Genomic DNA, 20,848 nt, shown 5'->3' on the forward strand with positions numbered 1-20,848 from the left:
CCCGCCGCAGGCCGGCCAGTTCTTATGAAACAGGCCCTACAGGTAGAGGCCGGTGGAGTCGTTCTCCACCCGTTCGGCGGCGACGGCGTGCACGTCGCGCTCGCGCAGCAGCACGTACCCGCGGCCGTGCAGCTCGACCTCGGAACGGTCGTCCGGGTCGAAGAGCACCCGGTCGCCGGAGACGATGGCGCGGACGTTCGGCCCCACACCCACGGCGGTGGCCCACGCGAGGCGCTTGCCGACCGCTGCGGTCGCCGGGATGACGATGCCAGCGGTGGAGCGACGCTCGCCCTCGCTGCCGTCCATCCGTACCAGCACGCGGTCGTGCAGCAGGCGGATCGGCAGGCCGGAGTCGAGATCCTGGTCGGCGGTCACGGGGCAGACGCTACCGTGTCGCAGGTGACCGGCCGCCGGTGGTTACGCCCATGGCCGTGCGGGCATTGTGTGGCGGAACTGCCCTACCGTGTCGGGAACGGACGTATGCTGTCCGACCTGTCGCCGTGGGCGGACGATTCTTCTGCCAGGAGGTGCGCTTGAGCCGCTTCGAGCGGGTACGCCGGCGGCTGCGCCGCGCCTACCAGTCAGAACAGCAGTCGGTACGCGCCGCCCGGGAGACCCCGAGCGACGCGCCGGAGACGCCGGGGGTCGCCTCGCCGGCCGTCCCCGGTCCCGCCGCCCCGGCGAAGGCGACGGTCGTCGGCGCGGAGCCACCGGTGGACCTGCACAGCTCCACGTCCAGCCGGGACGACGCCGACGTGCCGCACGGCCTGCGGATCGCCGCCGCCTGGTGCTGGCGGTTGATCGTGATCGGTGTGGTCGCCTGGGCGCTGCTCCGGATCGTCGGCACGGTCCGAATCGTGATCATCCCGCTGGCCATCGCGTTGCTGCTCTCGGCCCTGCTCGCGCCGGCCGTGGGGTGGCTGCTGCGGGCCCGGCTGCCCCGTTCCCTGGCGACGGCCGTGGTGCTGGTCGGCGGCCTGGCGGCGGTCATCGGCACGCTGACCCTGGTGGTCAACGAGTTCATCCAGGGCGTGCCGGAGCTGAGCGAGAAGTCGTCGCAGGGCGTCCGGCAGATCCAGAACTGGCTGAAGACCGGCCCGTTGCACCTGTCCGACACCCAGCTCGACCGCTACATCGACGAGGCGCAGGGCTGGATCAACGACAACACCTCGAAGTTCACCAGCGGCGCGCTGAGCACCGCGGCGACGCTGGCGGAGGTGCTGACCGGCACGCTGCTGGTGCTGTTCGCGACGTTCTTCTTCCTGCGCGACGGCAACCGGATCTGGCGCTTCCTCGTCCGGCTGCTGCCGGTGGCGGCCCGCTGGAAGGTCGACGACGCCGGGCGGGCCGCCTGGCAGACCCTCGTCGCGTACGTCCGCGCGACCGTACTTGTCGCCTTCATCGACGCCGTCGGCATCGGCATCTTCCTGGTCATCTTCGACGTGCCGTTCGCCTTCCCGCTGGCCGCCCTGGTGTTCCTCGGCGCGTTCATCCCGATCGTCGGCGCGGCGCTCTCCGGCGGTGTCGCCGTGCTGGTGGCGCTTGTCGACAGCGGCCCGGTCACCGCGTTGATCATCCTGGGTGCGGTGATCGGTGTGCAGCAGGTCGAGGGGCACGTGCTCCAGCCCCTCATCATGGGCCGGGCGGTGGCCATCCACCCGCTCGCGGTGATCATCGGGATCGCGGCGGGCGTGGTGCTCGCGGGCATCACCGGCGCGCTGGTCTCCGTCCCGCTGATCGCGGTGCTGAACACCGCGGTACGCCGGCTGGCCGCCCGCACCGTCCCCGACACCCCACCCGACGCCGTAGTAGTAGCCTCCCAAGCCCCCTAACCCCCCGACCCTCCCTGCCCCGCGCCCACCCCACCCCTGACTCCGCAGCCCAGCCCTGACCCCGCAGCCCACCCCTGACTCCGCAGCCCAGCCCTGACCCCGCAGCCCCCTGACTCCGCGATCTTGCACTTTCGGTGGCGACAAAGCAGACCGAAACACCACAAATCGACAACCGAAACTGCAAGATCGGCGCGGGGTGGGGCGCGCGGGGAGGGGGCGCGCGGGGTGGGGTGGGGTGGGTGGTTAGGTCTGGGCTAGGCGGGTTAGGGCGCCTCGGGCCACTTCGGGGCGGGTGGTGTACCAGAACGGGGGGAGGGACCGGCGTAGGAACGGGCCGTAGCCTCTTGCCGTTTCCAGGCGGGAGTCGAGTACCGCGACGACGCCCTTGTCGCCGGTCGCCCGGATCAGCCGGCCCACGCCCTGCGCCAGCCGAACCGCGGCGATCGGCACGCTGACCGCCGCGAAGCCGGAGCCGCCGCCCGCGTCCACGGCGGCCGCGCGGGCAGCCGCCAGCGGCTCGTCGGGCCGGGGGAAGGGCAGCCGGTCGATGACCACCAGCTGACAGGCGTCGCCGGGCACGTCCACCCCCTGCCAGAGCGACATCACCCCGAACAGGCAGCTCGACTTCTCCTCCCGGAAGCGCCGGACCAGCAGCGGCAGCGCCTCCTCGCCCTGCAGCAACACGGGCAGGTCGGTCCGCGCGCGCAGCAGCTCCGCCGCCTGCGTCGCGGCCCGTCGGGAGGAGAAGAGCCCGAGGGTACGACCACCGAGCGCCTCGACGAGCCCGAGCAACTCCTCGCCGGCCGCGTCGGGCAGCCCGGAGACGCTGGGCCGGGGCAGGTGCGCGGCGACGTACAGGATGCCCTGCCGGGCGTAGTCGAACGGCGAGCCCACGTCGAGCGATCGCCAACCCGGCCCCTCGGTCGCCGGGACGGCGGACCCCGCGTCGGCGGCGAGTCGACGGCCCGGCGTCTCGGCCGCCGGCCGTCCGGGACCGCTCTGGGAGGCCAGCGCGGCGGCGGCCGGGGACGCCGGAACCGGTGGGGCGTCCAGGCCGAGGGCGCGGGCCACCGTGTCGAACCGTCCGCCGAGGGTCAGGGTGGCCGAGGTGGCGACCACGGTGCGTTCGTCGTACAGGTGGGCGGCGAGGGTGCCCGCGACGGACAGGGGCGCGACCACCAGGGCCCGCCGGTTGCCGCTGTCGTTCTTCTCCACCCAGGCCACGTCGTGGTCGGCCTCTTCGAGGAGTCGCTGGGCGGTGCTGGAGAGGTCGTCCATCGCGGCCTTGGCCTGCTGCTTGCGGACCGGGTCGGGATCGTCGGACTTGATGTCGCCGATCGCGTCCAGGGCGGCGCGGGTGGCCGAGTCGAGCAGGGTGCACGCCTCACGCAGCGGCGTCGGCAGGCCGGCGGTGAGTCGCCCGGCCGGCGCCTCGGCCAGCCCGACGGCGAGGGCGTCACCGGCGGCGGTCAGCGCGTCGGCCGTCTCCGGGCGCAGCAGCGGGCGGGCCCGCCGGGTGGACCGGTCGATCATCTCCGGCACGAGTTCGGCCTGGGCGGCAGAGGAGACCCGGTCGGCCAGCTCGTGCGCCTCGTCGACGATCAGCAGCTTGTGCGGCGGGACGATGTGCCGGTCGGCCAGCATGTCGACCGCGAGCAGGCTGTGGTTGGTCACCACGATGTCCGCCCCGCGGGCGCGGGCTCGGGACGCCTCGGCGAAGCACTCCGCGCCGAACGGGCAGCGGGTCGCGCCGACGCACTCCCGCGACGGCATGGAGACCAGTCGCCAGGCCTGGTCGTCGACGCCCGGGTCGAGCTCGTCGCGGTCGCCGGTGTCGGTCTTCTCGGCCCAGTCGCGCAGCCGCTCGATCTGCTTGCCGATCCGGCCGGCCTCGCCGAGCCACTTGGTGCCGCCGCCGGGGCGGGAGGCCGGTGCGTCGAAGAGGGTGTCCTCCGGCTCGTCGGCGGTGGAGTTGTCCAGTCGGGCCAGGCAGAGATAGTGGTGACGACCCTTGAGCACCGCGAACGTGGGCCGCCGGCCGAGTACCGGCTCGACCGCGTCGGCCAGCCGGGGCAGGTCGTGGTCGACGAGTTGGGACTGCAACGCCAGCGTGGCCGTGGAGACCACCACCGGGCCGTCCACGGTGAGCGCCGGCGCGAGGTAGGCCAGCGACTTTCCGGTGCCGGTGCCGGCCTGCACGAGCAGGTGCTCGCCGCTGGTCACGCACTCCTCGATGGCCGTGGCCATCTGCTGCTGCCCGGGCCGGGCCGCGCCGCCGGGGACCGCGCCGACGGCCGCCGCGAGCAGGTCCGCGCCGCTGGGTCGGGCGCCCCGCCGCCGGCCTGCGCCGCGGGCCGAGGTGGGGGCGGAACCGGTGGCGGTGCGGGGCGGAGTCACCGTGCGACGGTACCCGTCGCCGCCGACACCGACTGCGCCCATCCGTCCGCGTGGCGCGTACCCGTCCGTCGACCGCGCGGGCCGCTGCCGCCCGGTTACGGCTGCACTACGACGTGTGGGCGCTATCGGTTAGGGTGCGAATCATGCCGAGCGACGTGGTCCGAGTGATCTACCGCAAGTACGACGGCAGCGCCCACCGCGACTACCCGGCCCGCCGCCTCACCGAGGACGACCTCGGTGTCTGGCTCGGCGTCCCGTTCGGCACCGAATCGGTCTACCACGGCCGGCCGTCGGTGGAGAAGATCCCCTTCGTCCTGCTGGTGCCGCACCACGCCTGGTGGACGTGCATGTTCAACCCGCCCCCGCGCACCAGCGAGGTCTACTGCGACATCGCCACGCCGGCCCGTTGGGAGTCCGACGACACGGTCCACCTGATCGACCTCGACCTGGACGTGGTCCGGCGGCGGGCCACCGGGGTGGTGGAGTTGCTGGACGAGGACGAGTTCGCCGAGCACCGGGCCCGCTTCGGCTACCCGGACGACGTGGTGGTCGAGGCCGAGGCGGCGGCCCGATGGTTGTACGGCGCGCTCGGCGACGGCACCGAGCCGTTCGCCACCTCGTACCGTAAGTGGTTGGCCCTGGTGGTCTGAGCCCGCGCGGCGGGCGTCGACGCGCGGATGGCGCGCGGGTGGGCGATGATCCTCAGATGAGCGAACCGCGGCAACGACAGGGCGGGCAGATCGTGCCGCCGGACGGCGGCTCGGTGCGGGACCTGTTGCGGGTCACCGCGCCGGTGGATCTCGCCACGATCGATCCCCGGTCCACGCCCGGCCTGCCGGCCGCCGATGGGCTCGGTGAGCGCCGCAAGACCTGGGCCCGCGGGCAGGTGGAGTTGATCGGCGAGGAGTTGGGCCGGCAGCAGGAGATGCTGTTCGCGATGGCCAAGGCCGGGTCGACGACGCAGCCCGCGCGTCGGGTGCTGCTGGTGCTCCAGGCCATGGACTGCGGTGGCAAGGACGGCACGATCAAGCGGGTGGCGGGCGCGATGAACCCGCTGGGACTGCACATCCGCTCGTTCGGGCCGCCGACCGAGGAGGAGTTGCAGCACGACTTCCTCTGGCGGGTACGCCGGGAGTTGCCGCCGGCGGGGTACGTGGGGATGTTCAACCGCTCGCACTACGAGGACGTGCTGATCGCCCGGGTCGGCGCGTTGGTGCCGGAGGCGGTCTGGCGGGCCCGCTACGACGAGATCAACTCGTTCGAGCGGGAGTTGACCGACGACAACGTCACCGTGGTCAAGGTGATGCTGCACATCTCGTACGCCGAGCAGGGCGAGCGGCTGCTGGAACGGCTCACGGACCCGCGTAAGCACTGGAAGTACAACCCGTCGGACGTCGACTCTCGGTCGCACTGGGACGACTACCAGGCCGCGTACGCCGAGGCCCTGAGCCGGTGCGGCACGGACGCCGCGCCGTGGTTCGTGGTGCCGGCGGACCGCAAGTGGTATCGGGACTGGGCGGTGGCCCACCTGCTGCGGGAGACGTTCGACACGCTCCGGCTGGGGTATCCGGCTGCCGATTTCGACGTGGCGCACGAGCGCGAGCGGTTGGCCGCTGGGGGAGCGGGGACGGGTGGGACGCCCGAGATGAACACTAGGTGAACGGGCGGTGAATGTGGTCCGACCAGGGGTGGGCCGGCGAATTCCCGGTTCCGGCGTTTCCTAGCATTCACCGAGCGGACGCCCACGGACGCCGCCACCCTTCCACCGACGCGACGAGGTCTGTGCTGTGAAGTTTTCCTTCCGCCCCACCGAGGGCGCCTTCTACGAGCTCTTCACCAGGGCCGCGCAGAACCTGGTCCGGGGCACCACGCTGCTGAACGAACTGGCACTGCCCGGTGTCGACGTGCAGTCGGTCAGCGAGCGGCTGACCGAGGTCGAGCACGACAGCGACCAGATCACGCACGATCTCTACAAGAAGATCAACTCGACCTTCATCACGCCGTTCGACCGGGAGGACATCTACCGGCTCGGCTCGCTGCTGGACGACGTGATGGACCACCTGGAGGCGGTCGGCGACCTGCTCTACCTGTACGGGCTGACCGAGCTGCCGGCGCTGCCCCGGGAGCTGCACGAGATGGTCAACGTGCTCGACCAGCAGGCCAAGCTGACCGCCGAGGCGATGCCCCGGCTCCAGTCGATGAAGGACCTCGAGGACTACTGGATCGAGTGCAACCGGCTGGAGAACGAGGGTGACCGGATCAACCGGCAGCTCCTCGTCCGGCTCTTCTCGGGCGAGTACGACGCGTTGACCGTGCTGAAGATGAAGGAGGTCGCCGACGAGCTGGAAGCCGCCTGCGACGCCTTCGAGCACGTGGCCAACACCGTCGAGACCATCGCGGTCAAGGAGTCCTGAACCGGTGACTCCCGAACTCATCGCCGTGCTGGCGGTGATCGCGGTGGCCCTGGCGTTCGACTACACCAACGGCTTCCACGACGCCGCCAACGCGATCGCGACAAGCGTCTCGACCCGCGCGCTGACACCCCGCATCGCCCTCGGCCTCGCCGCGGTCGGCAACTTCATCGGCGCCCACTTCGGCGCCGGGGTCGCCAAGACCGTCGGCGACGGGCTGGTCACCCTTCCCACCGGCGTGAGCAGCCTCGGCGTGGTCTTCGCCGGGGTGTTGGGCGCCATCGCCTGGAACCTGATCACCTGGTACTTCGGCCTGCCGTCGTCGTCCTCGCACGCGCTCTTCGGCGGCCTGGTCGGCGCGACCCTGCTGTCCACCGGCGGCATTGTGCAGTGGGGCAACATCGGCGAGAAGATCATCCTGCCGATGGTGCTCTCGCCGATCGTCGGCCTCACCCTCGGTTACCTGCTGATGCTGGCGATCCTCTGGCTCTTCCGCAAGGGTCAGCCGGGCAAGCTCAACCGGGGTTTCCGCCACGCGCAGACCGTCTCCGCCGCCGCGATGTCCGTCGGTCACGGTATGCAGGACGCCGCCAAGACGATGGGCATCGTGGTGCTGGCGCTCTACACCGGCGGTTTCCAGGAGAGCAAGACGCACATTCCCGGCTGGGTCTTCTGGACCTCGGCCACCATGCTGGCCCTCGGCACGTACGCCGGTGGTTGGCGGATCATCCGCACCCTCGGTCGCAAGATCATCGACCTCGGGCCGCCGGAGGGCTTCGCCGCCGAGACGGTGGCCAGCGCGGTGCTCTACTTCAACGCCCTGGTGCTCAAGGCCCCGATCTCCACCACCCACACGATCACCTCGGCGATCATGGGTGTGGGCGCGACCAAGCGACTCTCCGCGGTCCGGTGGAACGTCGCCGGCAACATCGTGATCGCCTGGGTCATCACGTTCCCGGCTGCCGCGCTCATCGCCTGCGTCACCTACCTGTTGGTCCGGCCGCTGTTCGGCTGACCGGTTCCGGTGCACGGAACGGCCCCCGGATGTCCGGGGGCCGTTTCGCGCATCACTCGTAGCGCACGCCGATCTGCTCGCGGACCGTGTCCAGCAGCGCCATCACCTCGAGGGTCGTGGTGTGCGGCACCACCGGGCTCTCGGTCAGCCCGGCGGCCAGGCAGCGCTGCACCTCGATCGCCTCGTACTGGTAGCCGTTGCCGGCCTCCTCGGCGGCGATCGTCTCCGGCTCGGCGCCGTCCCGGTACAGGGTCAGCGAGGCCGGCCGGAAGAACGGCTCCGGCAGGTCGATCCGGCCGGTGCTGCCGGTGATCGAGGCGGCCAACGTGCTCGCCCCGACCATGCCGCAGCTCAGCGTGGCCACCGCCCCGCTGTCGTACCCCAGGAGGATGCCGGTGTTCTCGTCGGTGCCCTCCGGGCCCAGGTGCGCCCAGGACCGGATGTGCTGTGGCACGCCGAGCAGCAGGTGCGCCAGGCTGATCGGGTAGATCCCCAGGTCGAGCAGTGCGCCCCCGCCGAGCTTCGGGTTGCGCATCCGGTGCTCCGGCGGGAACGGTCCGGCCACCCCGAAGTCGGCCCGTATGTTGCGCACCGTGCCGATCGCGCCGTCCGCGACGAGCTGGACCACTCGCTGGATGATCGGGTTCGTCCGCATCCACATGGCCTCCATCAGGAAGACCCCGGCGGCGCGGGCGGTGTCCACCAGCTCGGTGCTGGTGGCCAGGTCGAGGGTGAACGGCTTCTCCAGCAGCACCGCGCGGCCGGCGGTCAGGCAGGTCAACGCCGCCTCGTGGTGCGCGGCGTGCGGAGTGGCCACGTAGATCACGTCGACCTCCGGATCGGCGGCCAGCTCCACCCAGGAGCCGTACGCCCGCTGCGCGCCGTACGTGTCCGCGAACCGCCGCGCGCTGTCGGCCGAGCGGGAGCCGACCGCGACCAGTTCGGCGTCCGGCACCAGCCGGAGGTCTTCGGCGAAACGGCTGGCGATGTGGCCGGTGGCCAGGATGCCCCAACGAGTCATGCCGGAACGCTAACCCCTGTGGCTGCTGGCCGGACGTCGCCCCTCACCGACCGACCACCCCTCGGTCTCCCCCCTTTGCTCTGCTTCACCCCACGCAACACTGACGGGCCCTTTCCGTCGCCTCCGCGTAAGCAGAGCAAAGGGGCCGAGCGGGTAGGGCGGTAGGGCGGGAGTAGGGCGGGAGGCCCGCGGCGGACGGTCACCGCGCACGGGTGGCGAACTAGGCTCGCGGCATGACGATCGACAGCGACGGTTTCCCCGCCCCGGCCGCCCTGGTCGAGCACGCCCGCCGGTTCCAGGCCGAGGGCGGCAGCCCGGCGACCCCGCGGGTCGCGGCCACCGTGCTGCTGCTGCGTCCGACCGACACCGACTTCGAGGTGTACGTCATCCGCCGGGTCGCGGCGATGACCTTCGGCGGGATGTACGCCTTCCCCGGCGGCGGTGTCGACCGCTCCGACTCCGACGCGCACCTGGACTGGGCCGGACCGACCCCGACCGACTGGGCGGGACGGCTCGGGGTGGGCGCGGAGGCCGCCCAGGCGATCGTCTGCGCCGCCGCCCGGGAGGTCTTCGAGGAGGCGGGCGTGCTGCTCGCCGGACCCGACCCGGCGACGGTGGTGGGTGACGTCAGCGGCGACGACTGGGAGGCGGCTCGACAGGATCTGGAGGGGCGTCGGCTGGGCTTCGCGGCGCTGCTCGCCGACCGTCGGCTCACCCTGCGGTCGGACCTGCTGCTGCCGTGGAGCCGGTGGATCACCCCGGAGTTCGAGCCGCGCCGCTTCGACACGTACTTCTTCGTGGCCCTGCTGCCGGCGGGTCAGCGGACCCGCGACGTCTCCGGCGAGGCCGACCACACCCTGTGGATCCGACCGGCGGACGCGCTGGCCCGGGCCCAGGCCGGCGAGCTGACCATGCTCCCGCCGACCCTGGTCACGCTGGCCGAGGTCGCGGCGGCCGGCGACCTGGCCGGAGTGGCCCGCGCGGCGGCCGACCGGGACGCCGCCACCCCGATCACCCCGCGCCTGGACGTCCCCCCGAACGGCGAACCCCGCTTCGTGCTGGCTTGAACCCCCGCGCCGCGCCCGCGCCCGCCGTCCGCCCCGCGATCTTGCACTTTCTGTCCCGACACAAGGGGCATCCCGCTCATGTCGACGACAGAAAGTGCAAGATCGGCGCGGCTCGCCGGTGGCGCAGCGGCGCGGTGCCGGATATGGCACCGGCGCCCACGCCGGAGGGCGGGGCGCCGGTGACCGGGCGTGGTCGGCTCAGCCGAAGCGGCCGGTGATGTAGTCCTCGGTCTTCTTGACGCTCGGGTTGCTGAAGATCTTCTGGGTGTTGTCGTACTCGATGAGGCGGCCCGGGTCGCCGGTCTTCTCGATCGAGAAGAAGGCGGTCCGGTCCGACACGCGGGCGGCCTGCTGCATGTTGTGCGTCACGATGATGATCGTGAACTTGTCCTTGAGCTGGAACATCAGGTCCTCGATGGCCAGCGTGGAGATCGGGTCCAGGGCCGAGCAGGGCTCGTCCATGAGGACGACCTGCGGCTCGACGGCGATGGTCCGGGCGATGCAGAGCCGCTGCTGCTGACCGCCGGAGAGGCCCGCGCCGGGCTTGCCGAGGCGGTCCTTGACCTCGTCCCACAGGTTCGCCGAGCGCAGCGCCTTCTCGGCCGCGTCCTCCAGAATCGACTTCTTGCGGACCCCGTTGAGCTTCAGCCCGGCCACCACGTTCTCGAAGATGCTCATGGTGGGGAACGGGTTCGGCCGCTGGAAGACCATGCCGATCGTGCGCCGGACCGCGGTGACGTCCACGTCCCGGTCGTAGATGTCCTGGTCGTCGATGGTCAGGCTGCCCTCGACGCGGGCACCCGGCAGCACCTCGTGCATCCGGTTGATCGACCGCAGGAACGTCGACTTGCCGCAGCCGGACGGCCCGATCAGAGCGGTGACCGTCTTCGGCTCGACCGTCAGGTTGATGTTCTCGATCGCCTTGAAACCGCCGTAGTAGGCGGTGACGTTCGAGGCGGAGACGCGCTTGGCCATGGTGGTACCTCCGGGGTTCATCGGCTGAGCCTGTTGCGACGGGCCAGCAACTTCGCCGCGATCGTCAGGATGAGTACGAGGGCGACCAGGGTGAGTGCCGCGGTCCACGCCCGTGCCGGCGCGTACTTCGACGCGTCACCGGCCTGCTGGTAGACGAAGAGGGACAGCGACGACTGGTTGTTCTCGAAGGGGTTGGTGTTGATGGCTGCTCCGCCACCGGCGACCAGCAGCACCGGCGCGGTCTCGCCGGCCGCGCGGGCGATGGCGAGCATGACGCCGGTGACGATGCCGGGCAGCGCCGTCGGCAGGACCACCCGCAGGATGGTCTTCCACTTGGGTACGCCGAGCGCGTACGCGCCCTCACGCAGCGGCGGCGGGACGAGGCGGAGCATCTCCTCGGTGGACCGCACGATGGTCGGGAGCATGAGCACGCTCAGCGCGAGCGCGGCGGCGAAGCCGGAGAAGCTCGGCCGGCCGTCGTTGAACCACGGCGACACGATCAGCACCCAGAACGCCAGCACGAAGAGGCCGGAGACGATCGACGGGATGCCCGTCATGACGTCCACGAAGAAGCGGATAGCGAAGGCGAACCGGCCCCGCCCGTACTCGACGATGTAGATGGCGCAGAGGATTCCGAGCGGGACGGTGATCAGGGTGGCGATGCCGACCTGCTCCAGAGTGCCGACGATCGCGTGGTACGCGCCGCCGTTGGCGTCCCGGGCCCCGATGTTGTTCATCGAGGTCTGGAAGAAGTTGCCGTCGAACCGCTCGGTCCCCTTGCTGAGGAGCGTCCAGACGACCGAGACGAGCGGCAGCACCGCCAGCACGAAGGCGGAGTGGATCAGCGCGCTCCAGGTGCGGTTACGGGCCGACCGACGCCCCTCGACCACGTTGGCCGCGGCGAAGAGCCCGGCCAGGTAGAGGGCCGCGCCGAGGACGACGACGAGGACCGGACCGCCGATCCCGGCGCCGTAGACGATCACGGCGGAGAGCGCGAGGGCCGCCACGGCGATGGTCGGTGCGGCGTACCAGGGCAGCCGCCTGGCCCGCAGCGAGGCGGGCTGGGCCGGCGGCCGGGTGCGGTGGGAGGTGACGGTTGTGGTCATGCGGCCGACTCCGTGAACTCCCGGCGGCGGTAGATGATCGCCCGCGCCGTGATGTTGACGATCAGCGTGATGGTGAAGAGCACCAGGCCGGAGGCGATGAGCGCGCCCCGGCCGGTCTCGTTCGCCTCGCCGAACGCGTTGGCGATGTTGGCGGCGATGGTGTTGCCGCCGTTCTGGATCAGGTTGAACGAGATGCCGAAGGTGATGCCGAGGGTCAGCGCCAGCGCGATGGTCTCGCCGAGCGCGCGACCGAGGCCGAGCATCACCGCGGCGATGATGCCGGGGCGACCGTACGGGAGCACTGCGGTGCGCAGCATCTCCCAGCGGGTGGCGCCCAGGGCGAGGGCGGCCTCCTCGTTGGCGGTCGGCGTCTGGAGGAACACCTCGCGGGAGAGCGAGGTGATGATCGGCAGCACCATGATGGCGAGCACCAGGGCGCCCAGCATGATCGACTTACCGAACGGGCCGTCGCCGCCGAAGATCGGGATCCAGCCGAAGTACTCGTTCAACCAGACCGAGAAGTCCCGGACCGGGTTGATGAAGACGTCCCGGCCCCAAAGGCCGAAGACCACGCTCGGCACGGCGGCCAGCAGGTCGATCAGGAAGCCCAGCGCGGTGCCCAGCCGGCGGGGCGCGTAGTGCGACAGGTAGAGCGCGATGCCCAGCGCCACCGGCACCGCGATGAGCAGCGCCAGGGCCGAGCTGAGCACGGTGCCGAAGGCGAGTGTGCCGATGCCGAACTTCGGCTCCGTGTCGTTCGGGGACCAGCCCTCGTAGGACCAGAAGTTTTCGGTGTTGGCGCGCAGGGCCGGCACCGCCTTGGCGACCAGGAAGATCGCGATGGCGGCGATGATGACCAGAACGGCGGTGCCGGCGGCCAGGGTGAGGCCACGGAAGGCCCGCTCGGCGCCGAACTTACGGCTGCGCGGCAGCGCGCCGCCGCCGCCCAGCCCGGTGCCGCCCGGGGAACGGGTGCTGACTGGTGCCTCGGCCACACGCGCCGAGGCACCGGCGGGCCACTCGTGACTCTCGGTCACGCGCGTCCCGCCGGTGCCGGCGTCGGCCGAGCGGTGAGGGGTTTCACCCATCTGCTCGCTCGATTCGGTTGCGGAGGTGTGGGGGTCGGGTCAGGAGAGGTTCTTGACCGCGGTCTCGACCTTGGTGCGGACCGTCTCCGGCAGCGGGGCGTAGCCGAGGTCGGTCAGGGAGTTCTGGCCCTCGGCGCTGGCGGCGTAGCCCAGCAGACCCTTGACCAGCTTGAGCTTGTCGGCCGCGAGGCCCTTGCTGCAGACGATCTCGTACGTCGCCAGGACGATCGGGTAGGCCCCGGCCTCCTTGGTGTTGTAGTCGATCTTCAGCTTGAGGTCGTCGCCCTGGCCCTCGATGGCCGCGCCGGCGATGGTCTTGCCAGCCGCCTCGGCGGTCAGCGCCGCGAACTCGCCGTTGCCGTTACCGATCTTGGCCATCTTCAGGCCGGCGTTCTCGGCGAACGACCACTCCATGTAGCCGATGGAGCCGTCAGCGCCCTTGACCGAGCTGGCCACACCGTCCGAGCCCTTGGCGCCGGTGCCGCCCGGGGCCTTCCAGGCCTTGGCGTTGCTGAAGGTCCAGTCCGCCTCGGAGGTCTTCGAGAGGAACTTGGTGAAGTTGTCGGTGGTGCCCGACTCGTCCGAGCGGTGGACGGTCTGGATGGTGGTCGCCGGGAGCTTGGCGTCCGGGTTGTCGGCCTTGATCGCCGCGTCGTCCCACTTGGTCACCTTGCCGGCGAAGATCTTCGCCAGCGTGGCCGGCTTGAGCTGGAGGTTGTCCACGCCGCTGACGTTGTAGGCGACGGCCACCGGGCCGATCACCATCGGCAGGTGGATGGCCTTGCCACCGGCGCACTTGGCGTCGGCCTTGGGCTGCTCCTCCGGCTTGAGCGCCGAGTCGGAGCCGGCGAAGTCGGCGGTCCCGGCGATGAACGCCTGGATGCCGGCGCCCGAGCCGGAAGCCTCGTAGTTGATGGTCGTGCCAGCGCACTTCTGCTGGTACGCCTTGATCCACTCGGCCATGGCGTTCTTCTGGGCCGATGAGCCCTGGGCGTTGACCGTGCCGGTACCGCAGTCGACCGCGGCGGCGGAGCCCGAGGCGCTGGCGCCGGAAGTGGGCTCGTTGTTGTCCGAGCCGCATGCACTGAGGCCGAGCGTCGCGGCAAGAGCGAGGCAGGCAATAGTGCCGTACCGCTGGAGCTTCACCTGAGGGGTTTCCCTTCGCGTCTGACTTGGCGCCCCGATCCCGGGGCCCGAGGACCGGCACTGACCGGCTGACACGAAAGTTAGAAGTGCCAGGTAGCCGGTTCGCCGGTCGCAAGTGAACGCAAGGTGAACACGTACGGCCGCTGAGGTGACCGCTCGCTGAGGGTGAGTTGTCCGTTAAGTGAACCGGGGCACTTCAGTGCCCGTTCCGCTCAGCCGAGGTGGTAGTTGATGTGCGCGGACCACCGGGCGAAGCCGAGGCGCTCGTACAGCGCGACCGCCCCGGTGTTCGAGTCGTCGACGTAGAGCATCACCCGGTCCAGGTCCCGCCGGTCCCGCAGGTATGCGAGCCCCGCCGTGGTCAGCGCCCGGCCCAGGCCGCCGCCGTGCGCGGTCGGCTCGACCCCGACCACGTACACCTCGCCGATCCGGGCCGACCCGGGCCGCTCGTGCACCTTCGTCCAGTGGAAGCCGAGCAGCCGACCGGTCGAGGTCTCCTCGGCGAGCAGGAAGCCGGCCGGGTCGAACCACGGCTCGGCGAGCCGTACCCGCAGGTCGTCCTCGGTCCACCGGCCCTGCTCGGGGTGTTCGGCGAAGGCCCGCGCGTTCAGTGCCAGCCACGCGGCGTCGTCCGCTCCCGGCCGGAACGCCCGCAGCGCCACCCCGTCGGGCAGGCGCGGTTCGCCCAGCGGGGCGGCCAACGGCCGACGCAGCTGCCAGAGCACCCGCGCCCGGGCGAACCCCAGATCCACGGCGAGCGCCGCCGCCGACGGGTGATCGCCGTGCGCCCACGCCCGCAGCGGTCCGGTCGCCGAGGCGAGCACCCCACGGGCCAGCGCCCGGCCGGTGCCCCGCCGCCGGTACGCCGGGTGCACCACCAACTCCACCCCGATCCCGTCCCCCGGGTCGGTGGTGTCCAGGTGCGCGTACCCGGTCAGGGTGCCGTCGTCGGCGCGGGCCAGCAGGTGTACGGCTGCGGCGTCCGGGTCGCGCAGGCGGAGCAGGGTGTGCTCGTCCAGCGGGTCCGCGCCGTCGGTGTCGCCCGCGGTCCTGGCCAGGGCCAGTACCCCGGCGATCTCCGTGGGGGCCAGTCGGTCGGTCCGGGTCACCTGGTCGCTGGTCGGCTCCGCGCTGCTCATCCCGTCACCGTAGCCGCTGGGTCCGGCGCGTCCCGGACTGTCGCCCGAGTAGCGATCCCCGACCCGTCGCCGTCGGAGGGCGGCCGGGTCACGTCGGGTCGGTGGGCAGCGCCTCCAACTCGTAGCGCGCGCTGAGTTCGGGCAGGATCCGGCGCAACGCGTCGACCGTGCCCTGCCGGTCGCCTCCGGCGTCGTGCATGAGCACGACCGCCCCGGGTTGCGCCTGCGTGAGCACCGTGGTGGCGATCTTGTTGGCGCCGGGCGCCTGCCAGTCGGACGGGTCCACCGACCAGTGCAGCGGGGTCATGCCGAGTTGCCGGGCCACGGTCACCACCGGGTAGGTCCAGGCGCCACCGGGCTGCCGGTACCAGACGATCGGTACGTCCGGCACCGCCGCCCGGATGGCCTGGTTGGTGCGTACCAGATCGGTGCGGATCTGGTCGGCGGACCGGTTGCCCAGGGAGACGTCGTGGTGCCAGGAGTGGTTGCAGAGCGTGTGGCCGTCCGCGACGATCGCCTGGATCAGGTCGGGGTGGTCCTGGGCGTTCTCGCCCACCACGCAGAACGTGGCCTTGACGTCGTACTCGCGCAGCATCGCGAGGACCTGGGGGGTGTAGCGCGGGTCCGGGCCGTCGTCGAAGGTCAGCGCGAGTCGGGCGGTGCCGGTGTCGGTGTGGGCGCCGAACAGCTTGTCGCCACCGGCGTCCCGGCCGGTGCCGTCCTGACCGGCCTCGGCCGGCCCGGCGGCGCTCTGGCTGGTGCTCGGGTGCTCGCTCGACGGCTGCTCGGGAGGCTGGTCGGCGTAGTGGGGTCCGGTGGCCTCCGTGGTGACGCCGGTGGCGTGCGGCCGGGTCTGGTCCGGGACGAGGCTGCGGCCCAGCACGTACGCGGAGCCGAGTAGCGCTGCCAATACCACTGTCACGATCCCGGCCGCGCGCGCGGTCGAGTTGACCCGCGTCACGGCTTCCACCCGGTCGGCCGGAGCCGCCGGCCCGTCGCCCCCGTGCTGTCTGCGCGCACCCTTGACCCCCTTTTGCGACAAACCCGGCAGTCAGAATAGGACCGACGAGCTGCACAAAAGGGGCATATGGGGAATCGGGCCGGAGCTAGACGGGCAGCGGCGCGTGCTCCGCCTCGGGCAGGGAACGCGACGGCGGTACGACGAACTTGTAACCCACCTGGCGGACCGTGCCGATCATCGACTCGTACTCCGAGCCGAGCTTCGCGCGCAGCCGCCGGACGTGCACGTCCACCGTCCGGGTGCCGCCGAAGTAGTCGTACCCCCAGACCTCGCGCAGCAGCTGGTCGCGGGTGAACACCCGGCCCGGGTGCTGGGCCAGGAACTTCAGCAGCTCGAACTCCTTGTAGGTGAGGTCGAGCGGGCGGCCCTTCAGCTTGGCCGCGTACGTGTCCGGGTCGATGGTGAGTTCCCCGGCCCGGATCGAGCCGCCGGCGCCGGCGGTCGCGTTGCTCAGGCGGCCGACCGCGAGCCGCAGCCGGGCCTCGACCTCGGCGGGACCGGCCGAGGCGAGGATGACGTCGTCGACGCCCCAGTCCGCGTTCAGCGCGATCAGGCCGGCCTCGGTGACGACCGCGACCAGCGGCACCCCGAGCCCGGTGGCGTGCAGCATCCGGCAGGTCGCCCGGGCCTCGCTCAACTCCGACCGGGCGTCCACCAGCACCGCGTCGGGGCTGGGCCCGGCGACCAGGGTGCGGACATCACGCGGCGCGGTGCGCACCGAGTGTGGCAGCAGGTCGAGCGCCGGCAGCACAGCCGACGGTTCGCCTGCACGCGCGGTCACCAGCAGCAGGATCTCCACGATCACCTCCGTCCCGGCGGCGCATCGCCGCACGCGACCAGACACACTCGTGAGGGAGTGCGCTGAGAAATTGCGTGGTCCCGGCGTCGCTGACGGGCGGGTAACGCGTTGAGCGTAACCGATCGCCTCGGCTGCACCGTCAGGCCATTTCCCGTTTGTCTAGCTTGCCCCTGATCGTGGCACAGGTTTTAACGTTGCTGAAACCCGTGACCGCCGCACCGGCCGGTCGATCTGGCACGATCGGGGCGTGTTTCCCTCCACCTCGCCCGACGCCGGCCGCGACTCGTGGTCCGACGGCCCCCGTCCGGGTCCGGCCGCTCCGACCCGTGGACACCCGCCCGCGCCGCGCACCGGACCGGCTGTCGCCGAGGGCGAGCGCCGTGAACGTGGGCCGCGCCGGGCCCGCCGTGCCGGCGAGCCGGCCCGGCGTGCCGAGGACGAGGTCGACGAGCCGGAGGAGGAGGTCGTCCCCCCGGTCGAGGTGCACCGTCCGTTGGCGCTGACCATCGCCGGCTTCGCCGCGCTGCTCGGCGTGGGACTGGTGCTCGGCGCGCAGACGTCGGGCCCGGGCCACCGGCTGCCGTTCGCCGTCATCGTCTTCGGCGTCCAACTGCTGTTCGTGCTCGCCTGGACGATGGCCATGCGCCCACCGGCGTTGCTGCTGGTCGGCGGGATCAGCGCCGCCGTGGCCGCGGCCGCCGACATCGCCGCCGTACGGAGCGACATCGCCGGCCTGGCGCCGCTGGGCTATCTGGCCGTCGGCGGCTTCCTCGCCGCAGTGCTCGGCCAACTGATCCGCCGCGTCGACCGGGTCCGGGTCACCGACTCCCTCGGTGCCACCCTGCTCATCGTGGTCGGTGTGGTGGCCTTCGGCACCCTGATCGTGCTCAGTCGCATCCCCGCCGGCACCCAGGCGATCACTGTCTGCCTGACCGCGAGCGGCATCGCGCTCACCGTCGCCCGGCTCACCGACGCGGTGCTGCCGTGGCCCCGGCTGGCCCCGCAGGTGCCCCGGGGCGCGGCCGGCGTCGTCGGCGGCGCGATGGTGGGCACGCTGGGCAGCGCGCTGCTCGGCGGCTATCTGGTGGCACCCTTCACGCCGACCAGGGCCGCGGTGATCGGCCTGGTCGCGGCCGTCGCCGCCGTGCTGACCGACCTCGCCGTGGGGTACGCGGAGGCGGGCCGCCTGATGGCCGGCGAGCCACCCACCATGTGGGTCGCCCGGCACATGCAGGGGCCGCTCGGCGGGTTCGCCCTGGCCGCGCCGGCCGCGTACGCCATGTGCATGCTCTTCCTCTGAGCCACGGTTGAGGTCGGTGCCCCTCGGGTACCTACGGTGCGCCGCGCTGCGGCACCGGTTCGGACGATCCGCCGTGTCGCGGCGGACGGAGACAGGAGGCGGCGTGGCCCAGGAGTATCCGGTCGGCGAGGCCCGGCCCCGACGGCGCGGGCGCAAGCTGCTCATCGGGCTTGTCGTCCTGCTCCTCGTGGTGGTGGGACTTCTGGTGGTCGCCGACCGGGTGGCGGTCGGGGTGGCCGAGCGGCTGATCGCCGAACGGGTCAGCCAGGAGATCAGCAAGCAGGGCGCGCAGTCCGCGGCACCCGACGTCGAGGTCGGTGGGGTTCCGTTCCTGACCCAGGTGCTCGACGGGCGGTACGAGCGGATCTCCATCTCGCTGCGGGACGTGCAGGCCTCGGTCGAGGGTGACGCCGTACGGCTGCCGGTGCTGGACGTCGACGCCCGCAACGTGCGGGCGTCGCTGGACACGCTGCGCTCCGGGCAGGGCGACGTCGTGGCCGACACCGTCGACGGCACCGGCACGATCAGCTATGAGAGCCTCGCCGCGCTGTTGAACCGGCCCGGCCTCACGCTCGGCGAGCAGGGCGGCAAGCTGGCCGTGAGCGCCCCGGTCGACATCCTCGGCCAGAAGTTCACCGTCGCCGGCACCGCAGACGTCACCGTCGCCAAGAGTGGCGCGGTGGCCCTGCGCTTCAACAACCTGGACGCCGCCGGGCTGCCGAACCTGCCGCTGGCCCGCACGATCCTCAACAACTACGCCAAGGGCATCTCCATCGACGTGCCGCTGCCCGACCTGCCGTTCCAGCTCGCGGTCCGCAAGGTGCAGCCGTTGCCCGAAGGGTTGGCGGTCACCGCCGACGCGAAGAACGTACCGATCAACTCCGTCAGCTGACTGGTGCGTCAAACAGTCCGGCAGCCGGGACGTCGCGGTAGCCCGGTGGCCGGACGATTCCCGGATGGTGGTCGGTACGGTGGCAGCCCGCTCACTGACTGGTAGGCTCCGTGACCATGGGGACCCACCTCACCAAACGGCGCGCGGTCGACCTGTGCCGCGTGGCCACCTGCCTGTGTCGCCCTGTCATCTGACGGCGGGGCTGATTTCGGCCGCCTGATGGCGGCCACCGGCACGCAGGGTCTCCGACCCTTTCCGGTGATCCCACCGAACGCCCGGCAGCGGCGCCGTCGCACGAACCCGTGATCCCGTCCTTCCACTGGGTCCCGCGCGCGGTGCGACAGTTCAACCCATCGATATTCGCGCGTTGGCTCACCATCCATCCTCACCAGGGAGTGATTCGATGAGTCGCGACACCGCACTCGTCTCGGCCGAGTGGGCCGAGAAGAACCTCGACGCCCCGGGCGTCGTCTTCGTCGAGGTCGACGAGGACACCTCGGCCTTCGAGACCGGCCACATCGCCGGCGCCATCAAGATCGACTGGAAGACCGACCTCCAGGACCAGGTCCGCCGGGACTTCGTCAACAAGACCCAGTTCGAGGCGCTGCTGTCCGAGCGGGGCATCAGCAACGACGACACCGTGATCCTGTACGGCGGCAACAACAACTGGTTCGCGGCGTACGCCTACTGGTACTTCAAGCTCTACGGCCACCGCGACGTCAAGCTGCTCGACGGCGGTCGCAAGAAGTGGGAGCTGGACGCCCGGCCGCTCGTCACCGAGACGACGACCCGCCCGGCGACCCAGTACGTCGCGCAGGAGCCGGACACCTCCATCCGGGCCTTCCGCGACGAGGTGGTCGCCGCGATCGGCACCAAGAACCTGGTCGACGTGCGCAGCCCCGACGAGTTCGCCGGCCGGCTGCTCGCCCCCGCCCACCTCCCCCAGGAGCAGGCGCAGCGGGCCGGTCACATCCCGACCGCGATCAGCGTCCCGTGGTCCAAGGCGGCCAACGAGGACGGCACCTTCCGGTCCGACGACGAGCTGCGCAAGATCTACGGCGACGCGGGGCTGGACGACAGCAAGGAGACCATCGCGTACTGCCGGATCGGCGAGCGTTCCTCGCACACCTGGTTCGTGCTCCAGGAGCTGCTCGGTCACCGCAACGTCAAGAACTACGACGGCTCCTGGACCGAGTACGGCTCGCTGGTCGGCGTGCCGGTCGCGCTCGGCGACGAGCCAGGGGAGGCCTGACGATGACCGCTCCCACCGCTGCGGGCTGCGCCGCACCCGACCAGGCCGCGCCCCTGCCGGCCAGCCTGGACCTGGAGAAGGAAACCGTCATCACCGGCATCGTCCGCTCGGCGGCGGACGAGGTCGTGCCCGGCGCGTACGTCCGGCTGCTCGACTCGACCGGTGAGTTCACCGCCGAGGTGGTCACCTCGGCCGCCGGCCAGTTCCGGTTCTTCGCCGCGCCGGGCTCCTGGACGCTGCGGGCGCTCTCCCGGCACGGCAACGGCGACACCGCCGTCACCGCCGGCCGGGGCATCAACGAGGTGACGGTCACCGTCGCCTGACCCACCGCTCTGATCGACCGGGGCCGGTCACCCTCTGCGGGTGGCCGGCCCCGGTCGTCGTCAT

The 20,848-nt window shown here is 71.6% G+C and carries 21 protein-coding genes; 11 read left to right on the forward strand and 10 right to left on the reverse strand.

Annotated elements, in window-relative coordinates; translation table 11 throughout:
- Window positions 1-36: 36 nt before the first annotated feature.
- Window positions 37-375, reverse strand: coding sequence for a GroES family chaperonin (locus AC3EN4_RS30555; protein ID WP_425892494.1), 339 nt, complete (start codon window positions 373-375; stop codon window positions 37-39).
- 158 nt (window positions 376-533) lie between these two features.
- Between AC3EN4_RS30555 and AC3EN4_RS30560 the strand changes: the two genes are divergently transcribed.
- Complete coding sequence (locus AC3EN4_RS30560; protein ID WP_435209882.1) at window positions 534-1,832, forward strand: AI-2E family transporter; 1,299 nt, start codon at window positions 534-536, stop codon at window positions 1,830-1,832.
- A gap of 243 nt (window positions 1,833-2,075) precedes the next feature.
- On the opposite strand, the gene AC3EN4_RS30565 is transcribed toward AC3EN4_RS30560, so the two are convergent.
- Window positions 2,076-4,271: an ATP-dependent DNA helicase gene (locus tag AC3EN4_RS30565; protein ID WP_435209883.1), complete on the reverse strand. Its 2,196-nt coding sequence runs from the start codon at window positions 4,269-4,271 to the stop codon at window positions 2,076-2,078.
- Window positions 4,272-4,372: 101 nt separating this feature from the next.
- On the opposite strand from AC3EN4_RS30565, the gene AC3EN4_RS30570 reads away from it, so the two are divergent.
- The 4 genes from AC3EN4_RS30570 (at window position 4,373) to AC3EN4_RS30585 (ending at window position 7,655) form a co-directional block, all read left to right on the forward strand.
- Window positions 4,373-4,879, forward strand: coding sequence for a DUF402 domain-containing protein (locus AC3EN4_RS30570; RefSeq protein WP_355050885.1), 507 nt, complete (start codon window positions 4,373-4,375; stop codon window positions 4,877-4,879).
- A 56-nt stretch (window positions 4,880-4,935) separates the two neighbouring features.
- Window positions 4,936-5,889 carry a PPK2 family polyphosphate kinase gene (locus AC3EN4_RS30575; RefSeq protein ID WP_435209885.1) on the forward strand — a complete coding sequence of 318 codons (954 nt, stop codon included), beginning with the start codon at window positions 4,936-4,938 and terminating at the stop codon, window positions 5,887-5,889.
- 127 nt (window positions 5,890-6,016) lie between these two features.
- Window positions 6,017-6,643, forward strand: coding sequence for a DUF47 domain-containing protein (locus AC3EN4_RS30580; RefSeq protein WP_355050883.1), 627 nt, complete (start codon window positions 6,017-6,019; stop codon window positions 6,641-6,643).
- 4 nt (window positions 6,644-6,647) lie between these two features.
- Window positions 6,648-7,655 carry an inorganic phosphate transporter gene (locus AC3EN4_RS30585; protein ID WP_421473415.1) on the forward strand — a complete coding sequence of 336 codons (1,008 nt, stop codon included), beginning with the start codon at window positions 6,648-6,650 and terminating at the stop codon, window positions 7,653-7,655.
- A gap of 52 nt (window positions 7,656-7,707) precedes the next feature.
- Here the strand turns inward: AC3EN4_RS30585 and AC3EN4_RS30590 are convergent, their stop codons facing one another.
- On the reverse strand, window positions 7,708-8,676 hold the full coding sequence (locus tag AC3EN4_RS30590; protein WP_435209887.1) for a Gfo/Idh/MocA family protein: 969 nt from the start codon (window positions 8,674-8,676) through the stop codon (window positions 7,708-7,710).
- A 233-nt stretch (window positions 8,677-8,909) separates the two neighbouring features.
- On the opposite strand from AC3EN4_RS30590, the gene AC3EN4_RS30595 reads away from it, so the two are divergent.
- A complete protein-coding gene (locus AC3EN4_RS30595; protein ID WP_435209889.1) occupies window positions 8,910-9,743 on the forward strand; it encodes an NUDIX hydrolase in 834 nt (277 codons plus the stop codon).
- A 198-nt stretch (window positions 9,744-9,941) separates the two neighbouring features.
- Here the strand turns inward: AC3EN4_RS30595 and pstB are convergent, their stop codons facing one another.
- The 7 genes from pstB to AC3EN4_RS30630 all read right to left on the reverse strand — a co-directional run bounded on the left by pstB (window position 9,942) and on the right by AC3EN4_RS30630 (window position 17,023).
- Entirely contained in the window at window positions 9,942-10,718 is a 777-nt protein-coding gene (pstB, locus tag AC3EN4_RS30600) for a phosphate ABC transporter ATP-binding protein PstB (RefSeq protein ID WP_099848932.1), read from the reverse strand.
- Window positions 10,719-10,735: 17 nt separating this feature from the next.
- Window positions 10,736-11,824 (reverse strand): phosphate ABC transporter permease PstA, encoded by a 1,089-nt coding sequence (gene pstA, locus AC3EN4_RS30605; protein ID WP_435209891.1) that lies wholly within the window; start codon window positions 11,822-11,824, stop codon window positions 10,736-10,738.
- Entirely contained in the window at window positions 11,821-12,912 is a 1,092-nt protein-coding gene (gene pstC, locus AC3EN4_RS30610; protein WP_435209893.1) for a phosphate ABC transporter permease subunit PstC, read from the reverse strand. The genes pstA and pstC overlap by 4 nt, the downstream gene beginning before the upstream one ends.
- 39 nt (window positions 12,913-12,951) lie before the next feature.
- On the reverse strand, window positions 12,952-14,058 hold the full coding sequence (pstS, locus tag AC3EN4_RS30615; protein ID WP_435209895.1) for a phosphate ABC transporter substrate-binding protein PstS: 1,107 nt from the start codon (window positions 14,056-14,058) through the stop codon (window positions 12,952-12,954).
- A gap of 212 nt (window positions 14,059-14,270) precedes the next feature.
- Window positions 14,271-15,197: a mycothiol synthase gene (mshD, locus tag AC3EN4_RS30620; RefSeq protein ID WP_422737137.1), complete on the reverse strand. Its 927-nt coding sequence runs from the start codon at window positions 15,195-15,197 to the stop codon at window positions 14,271-14,273.
- Between the two features lie 88 nt (window positions 15,198-15,285).
- Window positions 15,286-16,167, reverse strand: a complete 882-nt coding sequence (locus AC3EN4_RS30625) for a polysaccharide deacetylase family protein (RefSeq protein ID WP_435209897.1) — start codon at window positions 16,165-16,167, stop codon at window positions 15,286-15,288.
- A 136-nt stretch (window positions 16,168-16,303) separates the two neighbouring features.
- Window positions 16,304-17,023 carry a winged helix-turn-helix transcriptional regulator gene (locus AC3EN4_RS30630; RefSeq protein WP_179781168.1) on the reverse strand — a complete coding sequence of 240 codons (720 nt, stop codon included), beginning with the start codon at window positions 17,021-17,023 and terminating at the stop codon, window positions 16,304-16,306.
- Window positions 17,024-17,264: 241 nt separating this feature from the next.
- Here AC3EN4_RS30630 and AC3EN4_RS30635 point away from each other — a divergent pair, with 241 nt between their 5' ends.
- From AC3EN4_RS30635 to AC3EN4_RS30655, 5 genes are all read left to right on the forward strand, one after another.
- A complete protein-coding gene (locus AC3EN4_RS30635) occupies window positions 17,265-18,317 on the forward strand; it encodes a hypothetical protein (RefSeq protein ID WP_435209899.1) in 1,053 nt (350 codons plus the stop codon).
- 103 nt (window positions 18,318-18,420) lie between these two features.
- Window positions 18,421-19,209 carry an LmeA family phospholipid-binding protein gene (locus tag AC3EN4_RS30640; RefSeq protein WP_422737134.1) on the forward strand — a complete coding sequence of 263 codons (789 nt, stop codon included), beginning with the start codon at window positions 18,421-18,423 and terminating at the stop codon, window positions 19,207-19,209.
- A 116-nt stretch (window positions 19,210-19,325) separates the two neighbouring features.
- Window positions 19,326-19,403: an Ms5788A family Cys-rich leader peptide gene (locus AC3EN4_RS30645; RefSeq protein WP_310503780.1), complete on the forward strand. Its 78-nt coding sequence runs from the start codon at window positions 19,326-19,328 to the stop codon at window positions 19,401-19,403.
- A 209-nt stretch (window positions 19,404-19,612) separates the two neighbouring features.
- Complete coding sequence (locus AC3EN4_RS30650; RefSeq protein WP_422737133.1) at window positions 19,613-20,461, forward strand: sulfurtransferase; 849 nt, start codon at window positions 19,613-19,615, stop codon at window positions 20,459-20,461.
- 2 nt (window positions 20,462-20,463) lie between these two features.
- The gene (locus tag AC3EN4_RS30655) at window positions 20,464-20,784 is read left to right on the forward strand and encodes a DUF1416 domain-containing protein (protein WP_422737132.1); all 321 of its coding nucleotides are present in this window, start codon (window positions 20,464-20,466) and stop codon (window positions 20,782-20,784) included.
- The last annotated feature ends 64 nt before the right edge of the window (window positions 20,785-20,848 follow it).

The organism is Micromonospora sp. bgisy143 (assembly GCF_057708145.1).